The sequence below is a fragment of the Paraburkholderia domus genome (assembly GCF_905220705.1).
Taxonomy (GTDB): Bacteria; Pseudomonadota; Gammaproteobacteria; order Burkholderiales; family Burkholderiaceae; genus Paraburkholderia; species Paraburkholderia domus.
Window position 1 is genome coordinate 25,872 of record NZ_CAJNAT010000041.1, and the last position, 22,564, is coordinate 48,435.

Annotated in this window: 19 protein-coding genes; 12 read left to right on the top strand and 7 right to left on the bottom strand. The window is 61.3% G+C overall.

Going from position 1 to position 22,564, the window contains the following annotated elements; genetic code table 11:
* The first annotated feature begins 49 nt into the window (after window positions 1-49).
* Window positions 50-1,312, top strand: a complete 1,263-nt coding sequence (locus tag KHO31_RS35695) for an MFS transporter (protein WP_201084197.1) — start codon at window positions 50-52, stop codon at window positions 1,310-1,312.
* A gap of 129 nt (window positions 1,313-1,441) precedes the next feature.
* Here the strand turns inward: KHO31_RS35695 and KHO31_RS35700 are convergent, their stop codons facing one another.
* The gene (locus KHO31_RS35700) at window positions 1,442-2,353 is read right to left on the bottom strand and encodes a DMT family transporter (RefSeq protein ID WP_211625632.1); all 912 of its coding nucleotides are present in this window, start codon (window positions 2,351-2,353) and stop codon (window positions 1,442-1,444) included.
* A 123-nt stretch (window positions 2,354-2,476) separates the two neighbouring features.
* On the opposite strand from KHO31_RS35700, the gene KHO31_RS35705 reads away from it, so the two are divergent.
* Both KHO31_RS35705 and KHO31_RS35710 read left to right on the top strand, forming a co-directional pair.
* Window positions 2,477-3,397 (top strand): LysR family transcriptional regulator, encoded by a 921-nt coding sequence (locus KHO31_RS35705; RefSeq protein WP_211625635.1) that lies wholly within the window; start codon window positions 2,477-2,479, stop codon window positions 3,395-3,397.
* Window positions 3,398-3,544: 147 nt separating this feature from the next.
* Entirely contained in the window at window positions 3,545-4,642 is a 1,098-nt protein-coding gene (locus KHO31_RS35710; protein WP_201084194.1) for an asparaginase, read from the top strand.
* A 21-nt stretch (window positions 4,643-4,663) separates the two neighbouring features.
* Here KHO31_RS35710 and KHO31_RS35715 read toward each other — a convergent pair whose 3' ends face one another.
* Complete coding sequence (locus KHO31_RS35715) at window positions 4,664-5,443, bottom strand: hypothetical protein (RefSeq protein ID WP_211625637.1); 780 nt, start codon at window positions 5,441-5,443, stop codon at window positions 4,664-4,666.
* 790 nt (window positions 5,444-6,233) lie between these two features.
* Entirely contained in the window at window positions 6,234-7,214 is a 981-nt protein-coding gene (locus KHO31_RS35720) for a chemotaxis protein (RefSeq protein WP_201084192.1), read from the bottom strand.
* Window positions 7,215-7,616: 402 nt separating this feature from the next.
* Here KHO31_RS35720 and KHO31_RS35725 point away from each other — a divergent pair, with 402 nt between their 5' ends.
* The 3 genes from KHO31_RS35725 (at window position 7,617) to KHO31_RS35735 (ending at window position 11,371) form a co-directional block, all read left to right on the top strand.
* The gene (locus KHO31_RS35725) at window positions 7,617-8,159 is read left to right on the top strand and encodes a DUF4142 domain-containing protein (RefSeq protein ID WP_201084191.1); all 543 of its coding nucleotides are present in this window, start codon (window positions 7,617-7,619) and stop codon (window positions 8,157-8,159) included.
* Window positions 8,160-8,433: 274 nt separating this feature from the next.
* Complete coding sequence (locus KHO31_RS35730; protein WP_211625639.1) at window positions 8,434-10,161, top strand: tetratricopeptide repeat protein; 1,728 nt, start codon at window positions 8,434-8,436, stop codon at window positions 10,159-10,161.
* A 184-nt stretch (window positions 10,162-10,345) separates the two neighbouring features.
* A complete protein-coding gene (locus KHO31_RS35735; RefSeq protein WP_201084189.1) occupies window positions 10,346-11,371 on the top strand; it encodes an aldo/keto reductase in 1,026 nt (341 codons plus the stop codon).
* Between the two features lie 49 nt (window positions 11,372-11,420).
* Here the strand turns inward: KHO31_RS35735 and KHO31_RS35740 are convergent, their stop codons facing one another.
* From KHO31_RS35740 to KHO31_RS35750, 3 genes are all read right to left on the bottom strand, one after another.
* Window positions 11,421-11,975 (bottom strand): cyclic nucleotide-binding domain-containing protein, encoded by a 555-nt coding sequence (locus tag KHO31_RS35740; protein WP_211625641.1) that lies wholly within the window; start codon window positions 11,973-11,975, stop codon window positions 11,421-11,423.
* An 84-nt stretch (window positions 11,976-12,059) separates the two neighbouring features.
* Entirely contained in the window at window positions 12,060-12,956 is an 897-nt protein-coding gene (locus KHO31_RS35745; RefSeq protein ID WP_211625643.1) for an SDR family oxidoreductase, read from the bottom strand.
* 79 nt (window positions 12,957-13,035) lie between these two features.
* Window positions 13,036-13,779, bottom strand: coding sequence for an SDR family oxidoreductase (locus tag KHO31_RS35750; protein WP_211625645.1), 744 nt, complete (start codon window positions 13,777-13,779; stop codon window positions 13,036-13,038).
* A gap of 154 nt (window positions 13,780-13,933) precedes the next feature.
* Here KHO31_RS35750 and KHO31_RS35755 point away from each other — a divergent pair, with 154 nt between their 5' ends.
* The 3 genes from KHO31_RS35755 to KHO31_RS35765 all read left to right on the top strand — a co-directional run bounded on the left by KHO31_RS35755 (window position 13,934) and on the right by KHO31_RS35765 (window position 16,392).
* Window positions 13,934-14,842 (top strand): LysR family transcriptional regulator, encoded by a 909-nt coding sequence (locus KHO31_RS35755; RefSeq protein ID WP_211625648.1) that lies wholly within the window; start codon window positions 13,934-13,936, stop codon window positions 14,840-14,842.
* 208 nt (window positions 14,843-15,050) lie between these two features.
* Window positions 15,051-15,974 (top strand): LysR family transcriptional regulator, encoded by a 924-nt coding sequence (locus KHO31_RS35760; protein WP_201084184.1) that lies wholly within the window; start codon window positions 15,051-15,053, stop codon window positions 15,972-15,974.
* A gap of 112 nt (window positions 15,975-16,086) precedes the next feature.
* Entirely contained in the window at window positions 16,087-16,392 is a 306-nt protein-coding gene (locus KHO31_RS35765) for a single-stranded DNA-binding protein (RefSeq protein ID WP_201084183.1), read from the top strand.
* Between the two features lie 804 nt (window positions 16,393-17,196).
* Here KHO31_RS35765 and KHO31_RS35770 read toward each other — a convergent pair.
* A complete protein-coding gene (locus KHO31_RS35770) occupies window positions 17,197-18,075 on the bottom strand; it encodes a LysR family transcriptional regulator (RefSeq protein ID WP_201084182.1) in 879 nt (292 codons plus the stop codon).
* Window positions 18,076-18,184: 109 nt separating this feature from the next.
* Between KHO31_RS35770 and KHO31_RS35775 the strand changes: the two genes are divergently transcribed.
* The 3 genes from KHO31_RS35775 to KHO31_RS35785 all read left to right on the top strand — a co-directional run bounded on the left by KHO31_RS35775 (window position 18,185) and on the right by KHO31_RS35785 (window position 22,558).
* The gene (locus KHO31_RS35775; RefSeq protein ID WP_201084181.1) at window positions 18,185-19,951 is read left to right on the top strand and encodes an acyl-CoA dehydrogenase family protein; all 1,767 of its coding nucleotides are present in this window, start codon (window positions 18,185-18,187) and stop codon (window positions 19,949-19,951) included.
* Window positions 19,948-21,168 carry a CaiB/BaiF CoA transferase family protein gene (locus tag KHO31_RS35780; RefSeq protein ID WP_236061800.1) on the top strand — a complete coding sequence of 407 codons (1,221 nt, stop codon included), beginning with the start codon at window positions 19,948-19,950 and terminating at the stop codon, window positions 21,166-21,168. The genes KHO31_RS35775 and KHO31_RS35780 overlap by 4 nt, the downstream gene beginning before the upstream one ends.
* 76 nt (window positions 21,169-21,244) lie before the next feature.
* Window positions 21,245-22,558, top strand: a complete 1,314-nt coding sequence (locus tag KHO31_RS35785; RefSeq protein ID WP_201084180.1) for an MFS transporter — start codon at window positions 21,245-21,247, stop codon at window positions 22,556-22,558.
* Window positions 22,559-22,564: the final 6 nt, after the last annotated feature.

The window sequence follows — 22,564 nt, forward strand, 5'->3', positions numbered from 1 at the left end:
CTCTAAACTACTTGCCGCCCAAGCCAGTCTAGTAGCGAGCAAGAAACCAATGCCTCCACCTCCTGCCGATCCCACCGGCGACCCTGGCTTCAGTTTGCCAAAACACCCCGCCTTTCAGCGCTTCTGGAGTACCCGCATCCTTTCATCGCTGTCGTTCCAGATGCTCGCAGTAGCAATGGGCTGGCACATCTACGCGCTAACGCATAGCGCCTTCGCACTGGGCCTCGTCGGTCTCGCCCAATTCCTGCCTATGTTCGTGCTGACGCTCGTGGTCGGCCACGTCGCCGACCGCTACGACCGTCGCCGGATAGCGGCCATCTGTCAAAGCCTCGAAAGTGTCGCTGCATTGCTATTTGCTTTTGGCACCTTCGGTGGCTGGATCAGCGCACCCGTCATTTATGTACTGGCCGCATGCGTGGGCGCGGCCCGCGCTTTCGAATCGCCTGCGGTTGCCTCGCTATTGCCGGGCGTCGTGCCACGTGGACAATTGCCGAAAGCCACGGCGTGGGCCACCTCCGCGAATCAATCCGCCCAGATTGCAGGGCCCGCCTTGGGCGGCCTGCTTTACGGCATCGGTCCGGGCGCAGCGTATCTCGCATGCACGCTATCGTTCGCTGCCGCTGCAGCCTCCGTGTGGGGCATCCCATTGCAAGCCAGGCTGGCGAGCCGCGCGCCAGTCACGCTTGAGTCGGTGTTCTCGGGCATTGCTTTTATCCGCAAGGAACCTGTGATACTCGGCGCACTCTCGCTCGATCTGTTCGCGGTGCTATTCGGCGGCGCGACGGCCCTGCTGCCGGTTTTTGCACGTGACATCCTGCACACAGGGCCGCTCGGTCTCGGCCTGTTGCGCTCGGGCACCGCCATCGGCGCGCTCGCGGGCACCATCTGGCTCGCCCATTTCCCCCTGCGCAACCGGCCCGGCGCTGCGATGTTCGGTGGCGTGATCGCGTTTGGGGCGGCCACGGTCGTGTTTGGTCTGTCGCATCATTTTTTCGTGTCGCTCTTCGCGCTCATGGTGCTGGGCGCATCGGACACCATCAGCGTCGTGGTGCGCCTGTCGCTCGTCCAACTGCGCACGCCTGACGAGATGCTGGGCCGCGTCAGCGCGGTCAATTCACTTTTCATCGGGACATCGAATCAATTAGGTGAATTCGAATCCGGCGTGACAGCAGGGTGGTGGGGTGCACAACCGGCCGTGCTGGTGGGTGGCATCGCGACGATCGCCGTTGCCTTGCTGTGGATGCGGTTCTTTCCGGAACTCAAGCGCACGCGTTCGCTGGGCCGGGAAGAGGCGCTGGCGCCGAGCAGTTGATCGAGGCGCTTGAGGCTGAAATCGCGCAACGCCAAGACTTCCTCGGCCGCTCGCTTTTCGTGCGCGAGCACCGCGCCCTGGAGTTGACAATTGCGTGTGCAGCGATCGGCGCGGATTGCTTTCAGTTCTTTAGGCGCCTGCCGTGCTCACACGGAACGCTGTCCATCGCACCGTCGCGAGAATGGATGCCGCGACGATCAACGCGCCGCCGATCCAGGCCGCCGTTGAAATCCGTTCACCCAACCAGAGGCACGCGAACAGCGCACCAAAGGCGGGCTCGCTGCCCATCAGCAACGACACACGCGTCGGGCTGCTGCGTTTGATCGCGAAGTTTTGCGCGAAGAACGCGAACAGCGTGCACGCGACCACCAGATAGCCGATGTAGCCCCAGAATAAGGCGTGCCCGGCGAGCGACGGCACGGGCTGCCACTGTTGCGGCGCAAACAGCATCGCCACCGCGGCGCTGCCGAATGCCACCACACCCGACTGAACCGCCGTCACCGACAAGGGTGGCAACGCGGAGTCGCGCATCACGCGTTTAGTCACACACACAGTCAGCGCGCGCAACAGCGCGGCGAGCAAAATCAGCGCGTCGCCGGGATTGAAACTCAGCGCGCCATCCCCCGCCAGCAGCCAGGCGCCGACCAGTGAAAGCGCGACCGCCGCCCATTCGATGCGGCTCGGCTTGCGCTTGAGCATCCACCATTCGACGAGCGGCGTCAGCACCACGCACAGGCTGATCAGAAACGCCGCGTTGGCCGCGCGGGTCAGCAGAATACCGAAGGTTTCGCAGAGAAAGATGGCGAGCAGCAGGGCGCCCGCGATCAGTACACCGCGCAGCGTGCGGGCGTCGGCGGCGCGCAAATGGCGCAAGGTGGGCGACAGGATCACGAAGGTAATGCCGAAGCGCAGCGCCAGCAAACCCAGAACCGGATAGAACACCAGGGCGCTTTTGACGACGCCGTAACTGGTGCCCCAGACCACGGCGACGGCGAGCAGCATCAGATCGGAGAGCAGAAGCAGGCGTTCTTGTTTCGACATGGCGGACCTCGGGCAGATGAGAGCGTATTGTCGAACTTTGCTTGTGAGGCGATAATCGGGTCGATGTGCGTAGCATTTGTGTCGAAAATGCATTAATCGGCTCAACCTCGCGAGCGCTCGACGATGAACCCAACCGACCTTTTCGCCTTGCTGCCGGACATGGCGGTTTTCGCGCGCGTCGTCGATGCCGGCAATTTTTCGGTAGCCGCGCGTCAACTCGGCAGTACGCCGTCAACTGTCAGCCGCCAGATCAAGCGCCTCGAGGATGCGTTGGCGACACGCCTGCTCGAACGGTCCACGCGCACCGTGCGAGTCACAGAATCGGGGGCTCAGGTGGCGCGCTTCTGCCGCGATATGGTGAGCGCCGCATCGGGCGCGGTGGATGCCGCCGGGCAACTGGCCGACAGACCGCAAGGCAAAGTGCGCGTGAGCGCGCCGACCGCGTTCGCGAAGACCGTGATTCACCCGCTGATTCCCGGCTTTCTGCGCGCCTACGATGAAGTCGACCTGCAACTGCTTTTCACCGACCACGACGTCGACCCGCTCGCCGACGATGTCGATCTGGTGATCCGTCTCACCGAGCATCCACCGCAAGGACTCGCGGGACGCAGGCTGGGCACAGTGCGCTGGCTGCTGGGTGCATCGCCGGCTTATTTGCGTGAGCGCGGTATGCCGGCGCAACCGCGCGATCTTCTCAAGCACGATTGCATCTACCTCGGCGAAACTGCCGACGACAACCGCTGGCGCTTTCGCCGCGGCACGGAGACCCAAAGCGTCGACGTGAAAGGGCGTTACATCGCCAATCATGCGGGCGCACGGCTCGAAGCTGCGCAGCAGGATTTCGGCATCGCGAACTTGCCTGAGTTTGCCGCCACCGATGCATTGCAAAGCGGCGAGCTTGTGCAAGTGCTGCCCGACTGGAATCTCGAAGCGCGCGCTTACGTGGGATCGGTGTGGCTGCTGTATCCGCCGAACCGTTTCTTGCCGCCGAAGGTGAGGGCGCTGATCGACTACCTCGTCGAGCATATTCCCGAGGCAGCTTAAGCACAGGTCCAACTCGTCATGCACCATGCTCGCATGCCGTGGTCGTACAGCATCGGTTTGGATTGAACGAAAGACGAACGTAGAATCGCTCGCGTCACCACGATTCATAACGATCGCACGATCGATGCGATCAGGAGGAGAACGAATATGAGCTCTTACGAAACCCGGCCGATTGCGGCGACTGTCTATCGCGGCGAAGCCATCGAGAACACGCACATCGCCCATGTCGCGGTGGTACAGGCCGACGGCCGCCTGCTGTATTCATTCGGCGATCCGTCACGTATCACGCTGGTACGCTCCGCTGCAAAGCCCGCACAGGCCCTGGCGGTGCTGGAAACCGGCGCGCTCGAGCGTTTCGGATTCGACGAAACCGATCTCGCACTCATGTGCGCATCGCACAGCAGCGAGGCGCGTCACATTGAACGTGCGCGTCAGATGCTGGCCAAGGTGCAGGTCAGCGAAACCGATCTGCGTTGCGGCGGGCATCCCCCGCTGTCCGACGCCGTCTATGTCGACTGGCTGAAGCGTGATTTCAGACCGGGCGCCGTGTGCAGCAATTGCTCGGGCAAGCACGCCGGCATGCTTGCCGGGGCGCGTTCGATCGGGGCGGCGATTAGCGGTTATGAACTGCCGGAGCATCCGTTACAGGTGCGCGTGAAGCATACCGTCGCCGAGGTATGCGACTTGCCGGACGACGCGGTGCAATGGTCGATCGACGGTTGCAATCTGCCGACGCCGGCGTTCGCGCTCGACCGCCTCGCCCGTCTGTTCGCGAAGCTCGCTGCAGCGGAGGACGAGACGTCGGTTTCCACTGCCGCTTCTTCTTCCATTCCGCCACGCACTGCGGCGCTCGCACGCATCTATCGTGCGATGGCGGCGCATCCGGAGTGGGTGGCAGGCGAGGGGCGCTTCTGTACCGCGCTGATGCGGGCATTCGATGGTGCGCTGATCGGCAAGGTTGGCGCCGACGGCAGCTATGCAATCGGCGTTAGGGCCTCGCGGCAGACTGCGCGGCTGGGCGCCGACGGTGCACTCGGCATTGCGGTGAAGGTGGAGGACGGCAACATCGGCGTGCTGTATGCGACCGTTGCTGAACTGCTCGCGCGACTCGATATTGGTAGCCCTGAACAGCGTGCACAACTGCGTGCGTTTCATGCGCCGCCGATGATCAACACCATGGGTATAGAAATCGGCCATCTGGCATTTTCGCTTGCGCTCGAAGCGCATCCGCACCGCCAGGCGTGAAGGTATGCGGGGCGGTGCCGCTTATGCGTCGTCTTTCTTGAAGCGATCTTGAATGGCTACCAGTTGATCGTCGCTGGTGGCCACGATCCAAAGACGGGCGCGCTCGACCATCAGGCGATTGTGATCCTTTAGCGCGCCCATCGAGACGGCGGTTTTCCACGCGACGGGTGCAGCGCGGCTGGTTCTTCCAGACGGCGTGCCGACCAGCAATGCGTAGGGCCCGAGGGGCAGCGAGACGAACGGCATGGCCGGCTTGACGCGCACGCGCCAGTCGATAAATGGCGAATCGCTGAAGAGAAGCGGCGTGGGCAGACCATGCAGCACGGTGAAGTCATAGAGCGCGAGTTGTTCGCGCATCGGCCTGTAAACCCGGCGAATATCGTCGACGAGTGCTGCGCGGATTTCGTCGTCGAACATGGCTTCCTGGGTGTAGCGATCGACTGCTTGCAGCGCATCGTGTTGATAGGCGCTGAAGATGGCCAGGTCGACGCAATCGTGAACGGCGCGTTGGACTTCTGCGGCGGAGCCGGCTTCTTCGGGTTTGCCGAGTTGCGCGGCGCGGAGGAAGCGCGCGAGGGCGGCATCCTGAGTTGAGGGGCCGGTGACGAGCGGGTCGTCCGTAGCGTCTTTGTCTAGCGGGACGTAGAGGTATTTTTCTGCGGCGAAGCGGGATTTTTTGCCGTCATCGAAGGCGATTTCGCCGGTGGCGCAGTTTATGTAGCGAGTGCCGATGTGGCCGTGTTCCCACACGTAGTTTTTCAGGAAGGGGCGCAGGGGATGGAGTGGGTCTGGTTGTTGCATTTTGCCTTTGCACTCCGTGCGGGTTGGGGTTTGGGTATGGTCACATAGAAATTGGGTTTTTATGCTGGTTTTTTTGCCTGCGGCGCGGGTTGTTTGTTGGTTTTGCCTGCTCGGCGCTTTGTTTGTCTGTGTTCTTATGGCGTTGGCCTTTCCTTTTTTTTAGTGGTTTATTAGCGTTGCCCCTGTGCGGGGCGGCACCTACTTCTCTTTGCTGCTGCAAAGAGAAGTAGGCAAGAGAAAGCAGCTCACACCGCCAATTCTTAAGCGGGTCCCCCGCGCAGTTACGGTAGTGGTGCATCTGGAATCTGTGCCCTCGCACATTCAGCCCTGGTGACAAGGCATTCATACTTCCGGCGGCGCACACCGTGCTCGCCGGAAGGGTTCATCATGCAAACCCATGGCTTCGGTTGGGCGTAGCGGAGGCCGTCGGCTTCGCCTCGGCGAAGTGCCGAATGAAGCGCCGAATGAAGCGCGAGTACGAAACGTAGTGGTCGGTTTTATGGAGCACGCTTCGGCGCGCGCAGCGCCGCCGGAAGTATGACGCCTTTGTCACCAACGCAGAATGTGCGAGGGCACAGATTCCAGATGCACCACGATCCCCTCCAAGCTAGGGGACCCACTTATGAGCTGGCGGTGTGAGCTGCTTTCTCTTGCCTACTTCTCTTTGCAGCAGCAAAGAGAAGTAGGTGCCGCCCCGCACAGGGGCAACGCTAATCAACCACTAACAAAACAAGGAAAGGCCAACGCCACAGGCATACAGAAACAAGCGCCGCAGGCAAAACCCCCACCTTCAAACAACCCCCTCCGCCGCAGGCACCCCCCCCAGCGCATTACGAATAGCATCAGCCAGCTCAGCGGCTGCAAACTTCGCCACATACCCATTCGCGCCAGCATTCTTCACATGCGCCTCATTAGCGGCGCCGGTCAAAGAAGAATGAATGATCACCGGAATATCCCGGGTCCGCTCGTCAGCCTTGATCTGACGAGTCAACATGAACCCATCCATCTCCGGCATCTCGAGATCGGTCAACACCAGTGCAATACTATCCTTCACCCGCGTGCCGTTAGACTGCGCTTCACGCGCGGCCTTCTGCAACGTATTCCACGCCTCCTCGCCGGTCTTGGTCATCACGTAATCCGCGCCGATCGCGCTCAACGCCTGCTCGATCAGCTTGCGTGCAAACCCGGAATCGTCAGCGGCGAGAATCTTCGCGCCACGGCGAATGCCAAGCGCTTCACCCACGGAGGTGGGGTCGACGCTCGGATGCTGCGACGGAAATACATCGCGCAACACCTGCTCCACATCGATCACCTGGGCAAGCCGCGAGTCGCCGGTGTTGCCGTCGATACGCGCGATGCTCGTCACCAGATTGCCTCCCGCGGTGCCCTCGGCGGACAACACCTGATTCCACTCGAGCCGCACGATGTCATCCACTTCTTCGACCGCAAACGCCTGCGTCGAACGTGCGAATTCCGTCACCAGCAAAATGTTCAAGCCTCGCGTCGGCTCGCAGCCCATCAGGCGCGGTAAATCGATCACCGGAATGATCTGCCCGCGAATGTCCACAGCGCCCATGACGTATGGCGAAGAACCCGCGATCGGCGTGACCAGTGGCATCGTCGAGATTTCACGCACTTTGAAGACGTTGATGCCGTAAAGCTCATGCGCGTCGCTGCCGGGAACACATCCCAGCCGATACAGCAACAACTCAAACTTGTTGGAACTCGTCAGGTTGCTGCGTTCGTCGTTCGCGCGGTGGTCTACTGCCATCGAAACTCTCCAGGGATTGCGGTGCAAATGGTGCGCCATGCAACCCTTTCGTTCGGCCCTGGCGCGTGCCCTACTTTTTTGTTATCGGCGCAGCAGCAGGAAAGTTCAGTGATTTCAGACGGTTTACTTATGCTTTCTGGTTAACACCAGCCGTTATTCGATGCAGGAAGAGGGGCGCGGCCCTACAGCAAAAGCGGGTAATTCGTATGAAGGTTACCTAACGTTACAGAAGCGACAGCATGGTTTCACATGATGGGTAGCGCGGCTCCTAGAATGCACAGCGATAAGAGCGCGGCGCCGTTAGCCAGTCGCAAGCGACTTGCAAGGTATCAAGGCAATCGCACGCAGTGGCGCAGGCACACGCGCATCGCCGTCGTTTCGCTTCCACTCCAAGGAGAACGTATGATCCGCTTGCCTCTCGCCACTATCACCAGTGCCTGCATGGCCAGCCTTATGGTCGTCGCTACCGCAGCCAGTGCTCAAACCGCGCCGGACGCCGCACGTATTCATGCCGCCGACCAGGCCTTCATCGCCGACGCCACCAAGGATGTCGCCACGCAACGCGACGCCGCACGCATTGCCACCTCGCGTTCCACCGACCGCGACGTGAAGGCATTCGCAGAACGCGTGTCGAGCGACAACGCAAAAATTTCGGACGCGCTGCGCGCCGCGAGCCCGCGTGGGGTCGACGTGCCGAAAAACGATCCGGATGCAGCGGTGCTCGCGAGCATCAATAACCTGCGCGGCGCCGACTTCGACAAGACTTACATCGAGCAGGTCGCGCTCGCCGGCGAACAGAAAGCGCTGTCGGCATTCCAGGCGGAAATCGCCTCGGGCCGCGACGAGCAGTTGAAGGACGTGGCGAAGAAGGCACTGCCGACCATCCAGGAGCATTACGCGATGGCTCAGGATCTCGCCAAGCGCAAGCATCTGACCGCCCAATAAGCCCCACACGCGGCACATTGAGGTACCCAACGCGCGTCACGTTGCGGCGTGACGCGCCGTCACCAGGCGGTATCAGCTAGAACGCCTGCAAAGCCCGCAGCGACCCGCTCGCTCGCGGACAATCACGGCCGCGTGCACACAGCAGGCTGAATGCATACTTTTCGGCGATAATCGGCTTCGTTCTTTCGGGCCTGGCCTACGCGGCTTTCAGCGCGACCCAGGCAATTCGAAAGCGGTTTCCCGATTCCACGTGCATTCAATCAAAGCTCACCTCATGAGCAAGCCTGCCAATCTTCCGCAACAGTTGGACCATATGCTTCGGCAAGCCGTCGCGCTTCAGCAGAACGGCGCATTCGCCGAGGCCGAAGAACTCTATCGTGAGATTCTCGAACTCAAGCCACGCCATTTCGATGCGCTGCAATTGCTGGGCTCGCTCGCGCTGCAAGCGGGGCGTGTACAAGAGGGTTTCGAGTTCCTAAAAAGGGCGCTCGCCGTCAATTCGAGACAGGCGCCGCTTCATTCGAATCTCGCCTATGCGCTCAATGCCTTGCAACGTTTCGACGAAGCACTCGGGAGTGCCGATCGCGCGCTCGCATTGCAAGCCAGATTTCCTGACGCACTAAACAACCGCGGCAATGCGCAAGCCGGCCTGAACTTGCCGCGCGAAGCGCTCGACAGTTTTGATCGCGCTATCGCCTTGATGCCGGATTTCGTGCAAGCCTGGAACAATCGCGCCTGTGTGCTGCGCGATCTGGGCCGTCCCGCGGATGCTCTGACAAGCTGCGATCACGCGCTTGCACTGCAGCCGAACTATCCGGACGCATGGAGCAATCGCGGTAACGCACTGAGCGATCTGAACCAGCCGGATGAGGCGAGGCAAAGCTATCAGCGTGCGCTCGAACTCGCCCCTGCATTTGCCGATGCTTGGAACAACCTCGGCCTGACTCAGGTCGATCTCAATGACCACGCGCAGGCGTTGCAGAGTTATGAGCGCGCGCTGGCCGTGAATCCCGACACTGCCGAGACGCATTGGAACCGGTCGTTGTGTCTGTTGCAGATGGGGCAGTTAGAAGCAGGTTGGAAGGAATACGAATGGCGCTGGGAGCGAAGCCGGATCAAAGCAGGCAGGCGCACCTTTACGCAACCGCTCTGGCTGGGCGATTTTTCAATCGACGGCAAAACGATTCTGTTGCACGCCGAGCAGGGTCTAGGCGACACGCTGCAGTTTTGCCGCTATGCGGAGAGGGTGTCGAAGCTCGGCGCAAAAGTCGTGCTGGAAGTACCGAGTGAATTGATGCGGCTAATGTCCACGCTCGACGGTGTGGATCAATTGATCGAAGCAGGGCAAGCACTGCCGCCGTTCGACTGTCACTGCCCATTGCTGAGTCTGCCGCTCGCGTTCAAGACCGATCTCGCAAGTATTCCCGCAAAGACGCCTTATCTGTTCGCCGACCCGCAAGCAACGCGTGAATGGCACGAGCGTATCGCAGCACAAGCGGAAGGGCGCCTGAAAGTCGGACTCGTCTGGGCGGGCGGGAACCGGCCGCATGTCGCCGAGCTCCGCAAGAACGACGCGCGCCGTTCGATTGCGTTTGAACGACTCGCTCCGATTCTCGACGTGCCGAACGTGCAGTTCTTCAGCCTGCAAAAAGGACCGTCGGCGCTGCAATTGCCGCGCAACGATTCGCCTCCCGACGTTGTTGACTACACGGAAGAACTCGAGGACTTCGCCGACACGGCCGCACTGGTGGCAAACCTCGATCTGGTGATATCGGTGGACACGTCCACCGCGCATCTGGCCGGCGCGCTGGACAAGCCGGTATGGATTCTGAACCGCTTCGACACATGCTGGCGCTGGATGCTCGAACGTACCGATACGCCCTGGTATGCGCAAGCGAGGTTATTCCGGCAGCCGGCATTGGGCGATTGGGACAGCGTGATTCGAAGTGCGCGTGACGCGCTGGCCGCGTTGAGCGCCGCGGGAAAACCGGTGATGCAATAAAGTTAATGCCTTAGCTGTGCCGTGGCCGAAAAGGGCGGCGCTGTACGCCTCACGTCGTTGCTTTCACCGCGCTCGTTGATGAGAGCGCAATCCATCGCGACACTGCGAACTCGCCGGCACGTTTGCGCAGACGCGCGTAGACTGAACGTCCGCTTATCGACGGCCAGGCCACGGAGATACGTCAATGGAATACAGACATCTGGGTGCATCCGGTTTCAAGGTACCGGTACTGAGTTTCGGCACCGCCACATTCGGCGGCAAGGGTGAATTTTTCCAGGAGTGGGGCGCCACCGACGTCGCCGAGGCGCGTCGCCTGATCGATATCTGTTTCGATGCGGGCGTCACGATGTTCGACAGCGCCGACATCTATTCGAGCGGTGCTTCAGAGTCGGTGCTCGGTGAAGCGCTCAAGGGCAAGCGCGACAAAGCCATCATCTCGACCAAGGCGACCTTCCGTTTCGACGAGGGTCCGAACAATGTCGGCTCCTCGCGCTTCCATCTGATTCAGGCGGTGGACGCAGCGCTCAAACGTCTGCAAACCGACTACATCGATCTGTTCCAGTTGCACGGTTTCGACGCAAAGACGCCGATCGTCGAAGTCATGTCGACGCTCGACGATCTCGTGCGCGCCGGCAAGATCCGCTACACCGGTGTGTCGAATTTTTCCGGCTGGCACCTGATGAAATCGCAGGACACCGCGGATCGTTACGGCTATCCGCGCTATGTCGCGAATCAGACTTACTATTCGTTGATCGGCCGAGATTACGAGTGGGAGTTGATGCCGCTCGGCGTCGATCAAGGTGTGGGTGCGGTGGTGTGGAGTCCGCTTGGCTGGGGGCGTCTCACCGGCAAGATCAAGCGTGGTCAGCCCTTGCCTGAAACGAGCCGTCTGCATAAAACCGCCGACATGGGGCCACCGGTACCGGACGAGTATCTGTTCCGCGTGCTCGATGCGATCGACGAAGTGGCCGCCGAAACCGGCAAGACCGTGCCGCAAATCGCGCTGAACTGGCTGCTGCAGCGGCCTACCGTATCGACGGTGCTGATCGGCGCGCGCAACGAAGAGCAGTTGCGGCAGAACCTCGGCGCGGTAGGTTGGAATCTGACGCCCGAACAGGTGGCGAAACTCGACGCCGCCAGCGCTGTACCTCCCGCGTATCCGTACTGGCATCAGGAAGGATTTGTGGAGCGTAATCCGAAGGCGGTTTAAGCGCGTCCTTTTGCCTGTCGCTACGTGACAACTCGCTCCGGCTCGACTGCTATTTGACGAGTTCGGCCGGAGTGGTGAACAGGTCGCTGTAGTAGCGACGGCCTGCATTGAGATGTTGGTCGAATGCGAAACCTTGTTCGAGCATCGCGTCGAAGTCGGCGCGTTCGATCTTCATCACATAGCTGTGTTCGGTCGTAACGAGGCGGCACGGCTGATCGGTCACCGCTGCGCTAAACCATTTCCCCGCACTCGCGTGGCCAGCCGGATACGCCTGTTGGCCGTGTTCGATCTGCCAGCCGCCGTCCAGAAGAATCCACATGCCTTGATCGCTCGCGACATCGTGCGCTCTGCCGTTGCATTGCGCGACCACCGTGTCGGGTTGCGCTTCCCATTCTTGCGAATGGCTGATCACCCAACGCAGTTGTTCGGTCGTCAGACTCGTGAAGAAGGGCGTGTGCTTCAGCAAATGAAGGTAAGTCACTGAGGGTTTCATTTCTGTGCTCCGCGTGTTGATGGACGCGTCCGGCTGCTGCGGTTGTGCATCGCATGCGGCGACCAGACACGGCAGCAGCACGGCGCAGGCGATCAGGATTGAAGGTTTCATGAACGTGTGTTTTAAAGCGGGAAAGGAACTGCGGGACGCCAAGGTCGGTTAATCACGCCTGACGTCCCTCGCCGCAATGCTCAATTAACGCGTGACCTTCGCTTCGAGCAGATCACCCATGCCGATCCGTTTGGCGAACTCGATGCGCACGCGCTCCGAGACTTCGAGCACTTCACGCGCGCCGTCACCGACGAAGTCGATCACCGAGCGCATCGGCCGCTCGCCCGAAGGCAACGCGACGATTCGCACGATTTCATCAGCCACTGCTTGCGGATCGGCGTCGTCCGGTGTGAGTTCGGACAGGCGCTCGCCGATCTGATCCATCACGCCGTCATAGCGTGCATACGCGGCGGCGCGTTCCACATCGGCTGGTTTGCCGGCGCTCGGAAAGTGCGCGGTGCCGCGTGTGAACGCGCCGGGCACCACGATCGAGGTTTCGATCCCGAAGCGTGCGATTTCGTAGGCAAGGGTCACCGCCAAAGAATCCATCGCGGCCTTTGCGGCGCCGTAGGGGCCGAGGAACGGAGGAAAACCGCCCTTGGTCGTCGTGCTGCTGATCCACACCATCAGGCCGGCTTCCTGCTGGCGCAGATACGGCAGCACCGCGCGGTTCACACGCTGCGCGCCGAACAGGTTGGTGTCGAACACCTTCACCATTTCTTCGGGCGTGAACGCTTCGCTCGGACCAACTACCAGATGCCCCGCGTTCTGCATCACCACGTCGAGCCGTCCTTGCTCGCGGATGATCGACGCAGCGGCAGCATCGGCGGATGCTTGCGACAGGACATCGAGTTCGAGCGGATACAACTGGATGTTTTTCGCTTTGGCGAGTGCCCGCAATTCGTCGGCGCGCGGCTGGTTGCGTCCTTCGACATCGCGCATCGTCGCGTAGACGATATGGCCGGCTTCGGCCAACGATTGCGCGGTCAGTTTGCCGATGCCCGTACCGGCGCCCGTCACCAGGATGACGTTCTTTTGCATTTTCTTCTCCGATTCGATGAAAGTGATGCGACGTTTGAAAGTGCTATGAGAAAGGTTCTTTACGCGTTTTCAAACTGAGCTAAGCCACACCGCCGTTGGCGCGCAGGATCTGCCCGTTGACCCAGCCTGCATCCGGGCCGACGAGGAAGGACACGACGGAGGCGATGTCGTCCGGCTGGCCGAGGCGTTGTAGCGGCGGCATCTTCGCGAAGGTCTGGATCTGTTCTTCGGTCTTGCCGTCGAGGAACAGCGAGGTGGCGATCGGACCTGGCGCAACCGCGTTGACGGTGATGTTGCGGCCACGCAATTCCTTGGCGAACACGTGCGTGAAGGCTTCGACGGCGGCCTTGGTGCCGTTGTAGATCGCATAGCCCGGCATGTTCAGCGCAAGCGTCGTGCTCGAGAAGTTGACGATGCGTCCGCCGGTGTTCATCCGTGCGGCCGCTTCGCGCAGGGTGTTGAAGGTGCCGCGTACGTTGATGTCGAAGGTCTGCTCGTACAGCGCGTCGCTGGTGTCGGCGAGCGGCACCGTCTTGAGCACGCCGGCGTTGTTGACCAGCACGTCCACTTTGCCAAGTTGCTGTTCGGTGGTCTCGAACATGCGACGCACATCGTCGGCATTCGAAACGTCGGCCTTCACTGCGATGGCCTTGGCGCCTGCCGCGGTGAGTTCCGTGACGAGCGCATCGGCTTCCGACGAACTGGATGCGTAGTTGACGGCAATCGCGAAGCCGTCCTTGGCGAGGCGTTGCGCGACCGCTGCGCCGATGCCGCGGGATGCGCCGGTAACGATGGCGACTTGAGCGTTCTTGATCGTGTTCATGATTCGTTTCCTTCTGTGTGGTGGGTTGGTGAGATGAATCATGGTCGCTTTCATCGCTGAGATAATCCGGTTAGACTTGCCATCATCATTCCATTTGCTTTAACAATTGACCGGAAGGCCGCCAAATTGCCAGTCCGGCACAAAGGCATCGGCCATGGATCGTTTCGAGGAAATGCGGGTGTTCATCCGAATTGCCGAGCGGCAAAGCTTCACGCGCGCTTCGGATGACCTGCAGATTCCGCGCGCTACCGTCACCAACCTGATGAAGCGCATGGAGCAGCGGCTCGGCGCGCGGCTTCTCGAGCGCACCACACGTTCGGTACGCCTCACGCACGACGGCGAGGCGTATTACCGCCGCTGCGTGCGGTTGATCGCGGACATGGAGGAGGCGGAGGGTTCGTTTTCCAACCTCGCGCCGAAGGGCCTATTGCGCGTGAATTTGCAGGGCACCCTGGCGCGGCACTTCGTCGTGCCGGCGCTACCGGCGTTTCTCGCGCGGTTTCCCGACATCGAACTGACGATCGGCGAGGATGACCGGCTGGTCGATCTCGTGCGGGAGGGGGTCGATTGCGTGTTGCGGGCGGGCAATCTGCAGGATTCGTCGATGGTGGGGCGGCGCGTTGCGGAGTTGCCGCAAGTGACGGTGGCGAGTCCGGTTTATCTGGAGGCGTATGGCGAGCCAGCCGATCCGGCGGCCTTGTCCACGCATCGGGCGGTCAATTATCTGTCCAGCGCGACCGGCAAGCCGGTGCCGCTCGAATTCAGAATCGACGGCCGCGATACGACCATGTACCTGCCGTCGGCGGTATCGGTGACCGGCGCCGATCTCTACACGGGTTCGGCGGTGGCCGGGCTCGGCATCGTGCAGGTGCCGCAATACCGCGTGGCCGGAGAGCTGGCGTCGGGACGGCTGAAAATCATCCTCGCTGACTTCCCGCCGCCACCGATGCCGGTTTCGGTGCTGTATCCGCAGAATCGCCAGTTGTCGTCGCGTGTGCGGGTGTTTGCGCAGTGGTTGCGCGATATTTTCGAGGCGGCCGGGGCGCAAACGGGTTCGCGGTGAACGTGCGGGTCCAGTGCAGGAGTGCGGCGCGTAGTGCGCGGTGCCTCGAGCATGATGCATGAAGCTCGGTGCGTTGGTCGTGCGGTTTTTTCGAAAGCGCCGGTCGTCGCCTGTTTGTTAGCAGTTTCACGCATTCTCGCCATGGTGGACCCGAATGGCCGTCCGGCCGTACCCTATATTCCATTGAACTCATTCGAAGGAATGGAACATGTTGTCAGAGGATGAACTGGCCTTGCTGGAGGCAATCCGGGAGACCGGCAGCCTGTCACGTGCGGCTGCGCGTCTTGGCAAAGCGCCTTCGACTGTCTCGCACGCCGCGCGGCAACTGGAGACGCGGTTTGACGCATTGCTGTTCGACCGCCGCCGCTACCGGTTGCAATTGACACCCGCAGGCCAGCTGCTCGCCGACGAAGCCGCGCGTCTGATGCTCGACATGTCGCGCATGACACAGCGTGTGCGGCAGATTGCGAGTGGCTGGGAGGATCGCCTATGGGTGGTGACGGACGAGATTCTCGAATTCGAACTGCTGATGCCGGTGGTGCGCGCCTTCGACTCGCTCGGATCCGGCGTGAAGCTGCGTTTTACGCATGAAGTATTGAGTGGCACATGGGAAGCATTGCGTGATGGCCGTGCCGACCTGATCGTCGGCGCGACGAATGAACCGCCGGCGATTCCTGGGTTGCGCTGGTTCGAACTTGGCGTGATGGAGTGGGTGTTCGCGCTGTCGCCACGCCATCCGCTCGCGAGCGTCGCGGGGTCGCTTGGACGCGAACAGATTCTTGAGCATCGCGGTGTGGTGGTGGCTGATTCGTCGCACACGACGGCGGGGCGCGCGTATGGTGTGATCGGTGGGCAGGCATCGCTTGCTGTGCCGACCATGCGAGCGAAGATTCTCGCGCAGCGCGATGGCCTGGGCGTGGGCTGGTTGCCGCGTCAGCGCGTGGCCTCGTTGCTGAAGAAGGGCGAACTGGTGGAGAAGAGCACAGCCGATCCGCGCGAGCCGAATGTGCTGTATGTCGCGTGGCGCGGCGATCATGAAGGGCGTGCGTTGCAATGGTGGCTTGAGCAATTGCGGCAGCCGCGGTTAGCGAAGCGTCTGGTGCGCGGAGTGGATATGACGATTGGCGCGTAATCCGCGAGTGGTTCGTGCTTTTGTGCAGGCCGCGCGGCGTATCGTGGGATCATATGTGTCGTGTTGGGTGATATCGCTTTTTTGCACGGTATGGAATAACAGGAGCAGGACGATGATCGATGGACTGGTGGGCGGGCGCCTGTACGGCGAGGCGCAGATTCGCACGGGGCAGAATGGCAAGCGCTTTGTGACCTGCAAGGTACGGGCGACCACCAATGATGGCGATACGATTTTCGTCAACGTGATTGCGTTTGATGATGATGTGCAGACTGCACTGCTTGCTCTGGGGGACGCTGATAGCGTCGCGTTGAGTGGGGCGTTGACGCCCAAGGTTTGGACTGACAAGAATGGGTTGATTAAGCCTGCTATGGATATGGTTGCGTATAGGGTGCTTGTGGCTTATCGGGGGGAAGATTAACGGTTGGTTTTTGCCTTTGGCGGCGGCAGTGTTGGTTTGTCTGCTCGGCGCTTGTTTGTCTGTGCTTTTATGGTGTTGGCCTTTCCTTGATCTGACTCTTTGGCCTTTCCTTGAATTGTTATTGGTCTATTAGCGTTGCCCCTGTGCGGGGCGGCACCTACTTCTCTTTGCTGCTGCAAAGAGAAGTAGGCAAGAGAAAGCAGCTCAAACCGCTAACTTTTAAGCGGGTCCCCCGCGCAGTCGCGGTAGTGGTGCATCTGGAATCCGTGCTCTCGCACACTCCGCGGTAGTGACAAAGCAGTCATTCTTCCGGCGGCGCTGCGCGCGCCGAAGCGTACTTCATAAAACCGACCACTACGGTTTCGCACTCGCGCTTCATCCGGCATTTTGCCGAGGCGAAGCCGATGGCTCCTACTGCATGCAAACGAGGCCCTTGGTTTCCCTCGCAGACCCATCCGCGCCGAGGCGAAGCCGATGGCCCCACCGCACCCAACCGAAGCCCCGGGTTTCCCATGCAGACCCGTCCGCGACGCACGCAGTGCGAAGTGGGCGCTGATGAGCCCTTTGTCACTAACGCCGAATGTGCGAGAGCACGGACTTCAGATGCACCACTACCGCAACTGCGCGGGGGACCCGCTTAAGAATCAGCGGTTTGAGCTGCTTTCTCTTGCCTACTTCTCTTTGCAGCAGCAAAGAGAAGTAGGTGCCGCCCCGCACAGGGGCAACGCTAATAGACCACTAACAAAACAAGGAAAGGCCAACACCGTAAGCGCACAGAAAAAAGCGCCGCGCAGGCAAAAAACCTCATTTGCCCTGTCGAAGATACTCAACAAACCGATCCGCGACCGGCTCCGAGTCGCCGCTTCTCCGCAAAAGCAAAACCTGCGACAAAAGCGTCTCGCCCTGCAAGGGCAAAAAGCAAACCCGCGGATCCTGCACCTGCCGCAAGGTAAACGGCACCAACGCCACCCCCATCCCAAACCCGACCATCGTTACAACGGTCTGCCACAACCGCGCCTCATGGCGAATCAAAGGACTAAAACCCGCCCCCACGCATTGCGCGATGATCAGATCGTGATAATGCGGCGACACCGTGCGCGGAAACAGAATGAACGGCTCCTGCGCCAACGCCCGCAGGTCGACCTTGCGCTTGCGCGCCAGCGGATGATCAACCGGTAAGCAACACAAAAACGGCTCGGAAAAAATCGGCGTCGAAACCACATCCGACGGAAAACTACCCCAATGCGCGCAGCCCATGTCGATCTGCATCCGCTGGATCGCATACACCTGCTCGCTGGTGTTCATCTCCTTCAGGACAATTTCGACGCCCGGATAGTCAGCCTCGAAGCGGCTCACCGCCTGCGGCATACCGCGATACAACATCGAATTCACAAACCCGATCCGCAAGCGGCCAGCCAACCCGTGCGCCGATCGAACCGTGATGCGTTCAGCCTCGCCAGCCTGCAGCAGCAAGCGGCGCGCTTCGCCAAGCAGCACCTGCCCAGCATTGGTCAGCGCGACCGTCTTGTTGGTGCGCGCGAGCAATTGCACCCCCAATTGCTCCTCGAACTTGCGAATGTCGAAACTGAGCGCCGGCTGCGAAATGAACAGGCGCTTGGCGGCGCGGCCGAAATGCAGTTCCTCGGCGACCGCCACGAAATAGCGTAATTGCTTCAGGTCCATGGCAGTCTCCGGTTCTTTTATCGATAAGCAACGTCTATCGTACCGGATAAAACTTGTATTAGACGTTTATCGAAACCGCTTCTATGCTGCTTCCATAAAGGAGACACGCATGAGCGAAATCACCGCGCAGCCGGCACACGGCTCGTCCAATATTCCCGACAGCCGGGGCATCAACTTCTTCAGCAGCGATCCCGACCTCGCCCGTTTGCTCAAATTGCATCTCGGCGACGCGCTGTATCAGGAACTCGAAAGTCAGTTCGTTTCGTTAGGTCAGCGAGCGTCCGATGAACTCGACGTCTGGGCGCTGTCCGCCGACAAGAATCCGCCGCAATTGCGGCATCGCACGCGGCGCGGCGAAGCACTGCAAAGCATCGACAAGCATCCCGATTACGTCGCGCTCGAACGCGTGGCCTACGCAGAATTGGGGCTGGCGTCGATGAGCCATGACACCCGCGAAGGTAAGAAGGCGCCGCCGCCGCTGGTCAAATATGCGTTGACCTTTCTGTTCGTGCAGGCGGAATTCGGCCTGTGCTGTCCCGTCAGCATGACCGATTCGCTCACGCGTACGCTGCGCAAATTCGGCGCGCCCGAACTGGTCGCGCGATTTTTGCCGATGCTGGCGTCGCGCGATTTCGACACGCTCTTTCAGGGCGCCATGTTCATGACCGAACAGGCGGCGGGCTCGGACGTGGCCCGTATCGCGACGCGTGCAGCGCTCGAAACCGGTGTGAACGGTGAAGCAGTGTGGCATCTGTACGGCGACAAATGGTTCTGCTCGAACGCCGACGCCGATCTCGCGATGGTGCTCGCGCGCGTGGACAATGCGCCTGCCGGTATCAACGGTCTTGGGTTGTTCCTGCTGCCGAAGACCTTGCCGGACGGCTCGCGTAACAGCTATCGGATCGTGCGTCTGAAGGACAAGCTCGGCAGCCGTTCGATGGCGAGCGGCGAGATCGTGCTGGAAGGAGCCGTGGCGTATCTGATCGGCGAAGTGGGGCGCGGCTTCCACCAGATGGCCGACATGATCAACATGTCGCGTCTGTCGAATGGCGTGCGTGCAGCGGGCTTGATGCGCCGCGCGCTGACCGAGGCGCTGCACATCGCGCGCAATCGTGAAGCGTTCGGCCGCAAGCTGATCGATATGCCGCTGATGCAGCGGCAGTTGCTCAAGATGATGCTGCCCGCGGAGCAGGCGCGTTCGATGTTCATGCAGATCGCCTTGCTGCTCGAAAAGGCCGACGCCGGCGATCGGCAGGCGGCGAAATGCGTGCGCATCCTCACGCCATTGATCAAATTCCGCGCGTGCCGCGATGCCCGCCGCGTGACAGGCGACGCGATGGAAGTGCGCGGCGGCACCGGTTACATCGAAGAGTGGAGCGATGCACGTCTCGTGCGCGACGCGCATCTCGGTTCGATCTGGGAAGGCACCAGCAACATCGTCGCGCTCGACATCGCGCGCGCGGCGAAACGGGACGGCGCGCTCGAACCGCTGCGTACGTATCTGCAGGATCTGCTCGGCGCTGCGGGATTGCCAGCCGAGAGTCTCGAGATGCTTCGTTCTACCTTGACGCGCGCTTGCGATGCGCTTGCGAGCGTCGCCGAGTGCGGACGCGATGAATCGGTCCGGCAGGCGGGCACTGCCTTGTATCACGCGAGCACAGCGGTACTGATGGCTTGCGAAGGCGTGCGCCTCGCGCCGGATTTCCGGCGTCTCGCGCTGAGTCATCTGGTGTTGCGGCACAAGCTGTTGCCGTTCGATCCTCTCGACGTACAGGCGTCGCCGAATGAAAGCGACGTCATTGATGCACTGGTCAATGCCCGCAGCGTGACGCTCGATGAGGCGTTGCAACTGCTGCCGGCACGGAGCCCGCAATGACCGAACACGTGAACAACGGGATGCAAACCACGCAGAACACGCTAGGCGCGTTGCAAGGCATCAAAGTCGTCGACCTCAGCCGCGTGCTCGGCGGCCCATACTGCACGCAGGCACTAGCCGATCACGGCGCCCAGGTCATCAAGCTGGAGCCCCCCGACGGCGACGAAACGCGCGGCTGGGGGCCGCCGTTTTACGGTGACACCGCGTGGTACTTCGCAGGCGTCAACCGCAACAAGCAGGGCATCGCGGTCGATCTGTCATGCGAAGAAGGGCGGGACATTCTGTGGAAACTGCTCGAAGACGCTGACGTGTTGGTGGAAAACTTCAAGCCCGGCACGCTCGCGCGGTGGGGCATGGACTACGAGCGCGATTTGCGCGAGCGTTTCCCGAAGCTGATTCATTGCGCGGTATCGGGCTTCGGTCCCGACGGCCCGCTCGGCGGCTTGCCCGGCTACGACGCCGCGATTCAGGCGATGACCGGCTTGATGAGCGTGAACGGTGAACGTGACGGACCGGCGACGCGTGTCGGCTTGCCGGTCGTCGACATGGTGACCGGTTTGAATGCGCTGGCCGGCATTCTGCTGGCGCTGGCGGAGCGCACGAAAAGCGGGCGCGGCCAATCCATCGATATCGCGCTGTACGACTGCGGTGTGTCGCTCCTGCATCCGCATCTGCCGAACTATTTCGGCTCGGGCAATACGCCCCAGCGCAGCGGCAACGCGCATCCGAACATCACGCCTTACGACAGTTATCGCACCGCGACAGCGCCGATCTTTCTCGCCGTCGGCAACGACCGGCAGTTCGCGCGCCTGTGTGCGCATCTCGGCGCGCCGGAACTGGCGGACGATCCGCGCTACGTGGATAACCGCAGCCGCTGCGCCCATCGCGAGCCGCTGAAGGCCGCGCTCGAAAATTTGCTTGTCTCACACGACTGCGAGCCGCTCGCGCAGGCATTGATCAATGCAGGTGTGCCGTGCGGGCCGGTGCAAACCGTCGACGTCGTCGCGCGCCATCCGCATACGCGGCATCGCGGCATGGTGATCGAGATGGGTGAGTACCGCGGCACGGCGTCGCCGATCAAGTTGTCGCGCACGCCGGCCACGTATCGCAGTGCGCCGCCGACGCTTGGCGGCGACACACGCGATGTGCTCGATGCACTGGGCATCGACGCTGTAACCCAGCAGCGTTTGCTCGAAGCGGGCGTACTGAAAGCCTAGCCGTAAACACGCAGTTTTCCGGTGACGGCACGAAGAAGCCGCGCCATCCAGAAGAACGACCTTGGAGACGAAAGACATGAATCGCGAGCCAGACGACCACGCCGCAGGGCGGCAACCCACCCGCGCCGCAGCAGCGGCATTTGTGGGCACCACGATCGAGTGGTACGACTTTTACATTTACGCCACCGCTTCGGCGCTGATTTTCGGCAAGCTGTTCTTTCCGGGTAGCGACCCATTCTTCGCGACGCTGGCTTCGTTCGGCACCTTTGCGGTGGGGTTCTTCGCGCGTCCGTTCGGCGGCCTCGTGTTCGGCCACCTCGGCGACCGCATCGGTCGCAAGAAGGCGCTCGTGGCGACGCTGGCGATCATGGGCATCGGCACGGTCGGCATCGGCTTCCTGCCGACGTATGCGAGTGCCGGCGTGTGGGCGCCGGTGTTGCTGGTGCTGCTGCGCGTCGCGCAGGGCATCGCGATCGGCGGCGAGTGGGGCGGCGCGGTGCTGATGGCAAGCGAACATGCGCCGCAGGGACGGCGTACTTTCTTCGCTTCGTTTGCGCAGCTCGGCAGTCCGGCGGGGTTGATCCTGTCGCTGCTTGCGTTTCGCGCGGTGGCGTCGATGGATAAAGACGCGTTTCTCAGCTGGGGCTGGCGCCTGCCGTTTCTCGCCAGCGCGGTGTTGCTGGTGGTGGGTTTGCTGATCCGCGCGGGTGTCGACGAATCGCCCGAATTCAAGGCGCTGAAAGCGCAACGGCGAGTCGCAGCGCTGCCGGTCGCCGAAGTTGTGCGCGACGCGTGGCGCACGGTGTTGCTATGTCTTGGCGCGAACGTGATCGGCGTCGCCGGTGCCTGGTTCGTCAATACGTTCATGCTGAACTACACGACGCAGACGCTCGGGCTCGATCGTTCGCTGATTCTCGATTGCCTGTTCGTGGTGGCGTTTATTCAGTTGTTCACGCAACTGGGTTCCGGGTGGTTTGCGCAACGAATCGGTACTGGAAGGTTTTTGAAGGGTGCGGCAGCGTTGGCGATGCTTTCGCCTTATCCGATGTTCGCGCTTGTATCGACCGGGCGCCCGGTGGCGATCGTGGTCGGCATCGCGCTGGCAGTGATGTGCATGTCGAGTTCTTACGCGGTGATGGCCGGTTTTATGTCGACTGCATTCCCGGTGCGAGTCCGGTATTCCGCTATTTCGTTGTCTTATCAGGTGTGCGCCGCACTGGCGGGCGGGTTGACGCCTTTGATCGGGACGTTGCTCGCGCATCGATATCCCGGGGCATGGTGGCCGTTGGCGGTGTTTTATAGCTGCCTCGCCGGGGTCTCGCTGGTTTGTATCGGCACGTTGGAGCGCCGCAAGCGAGGCGCAGCGCACGGTATCGTCGAAGTGGCCTAGATTAAA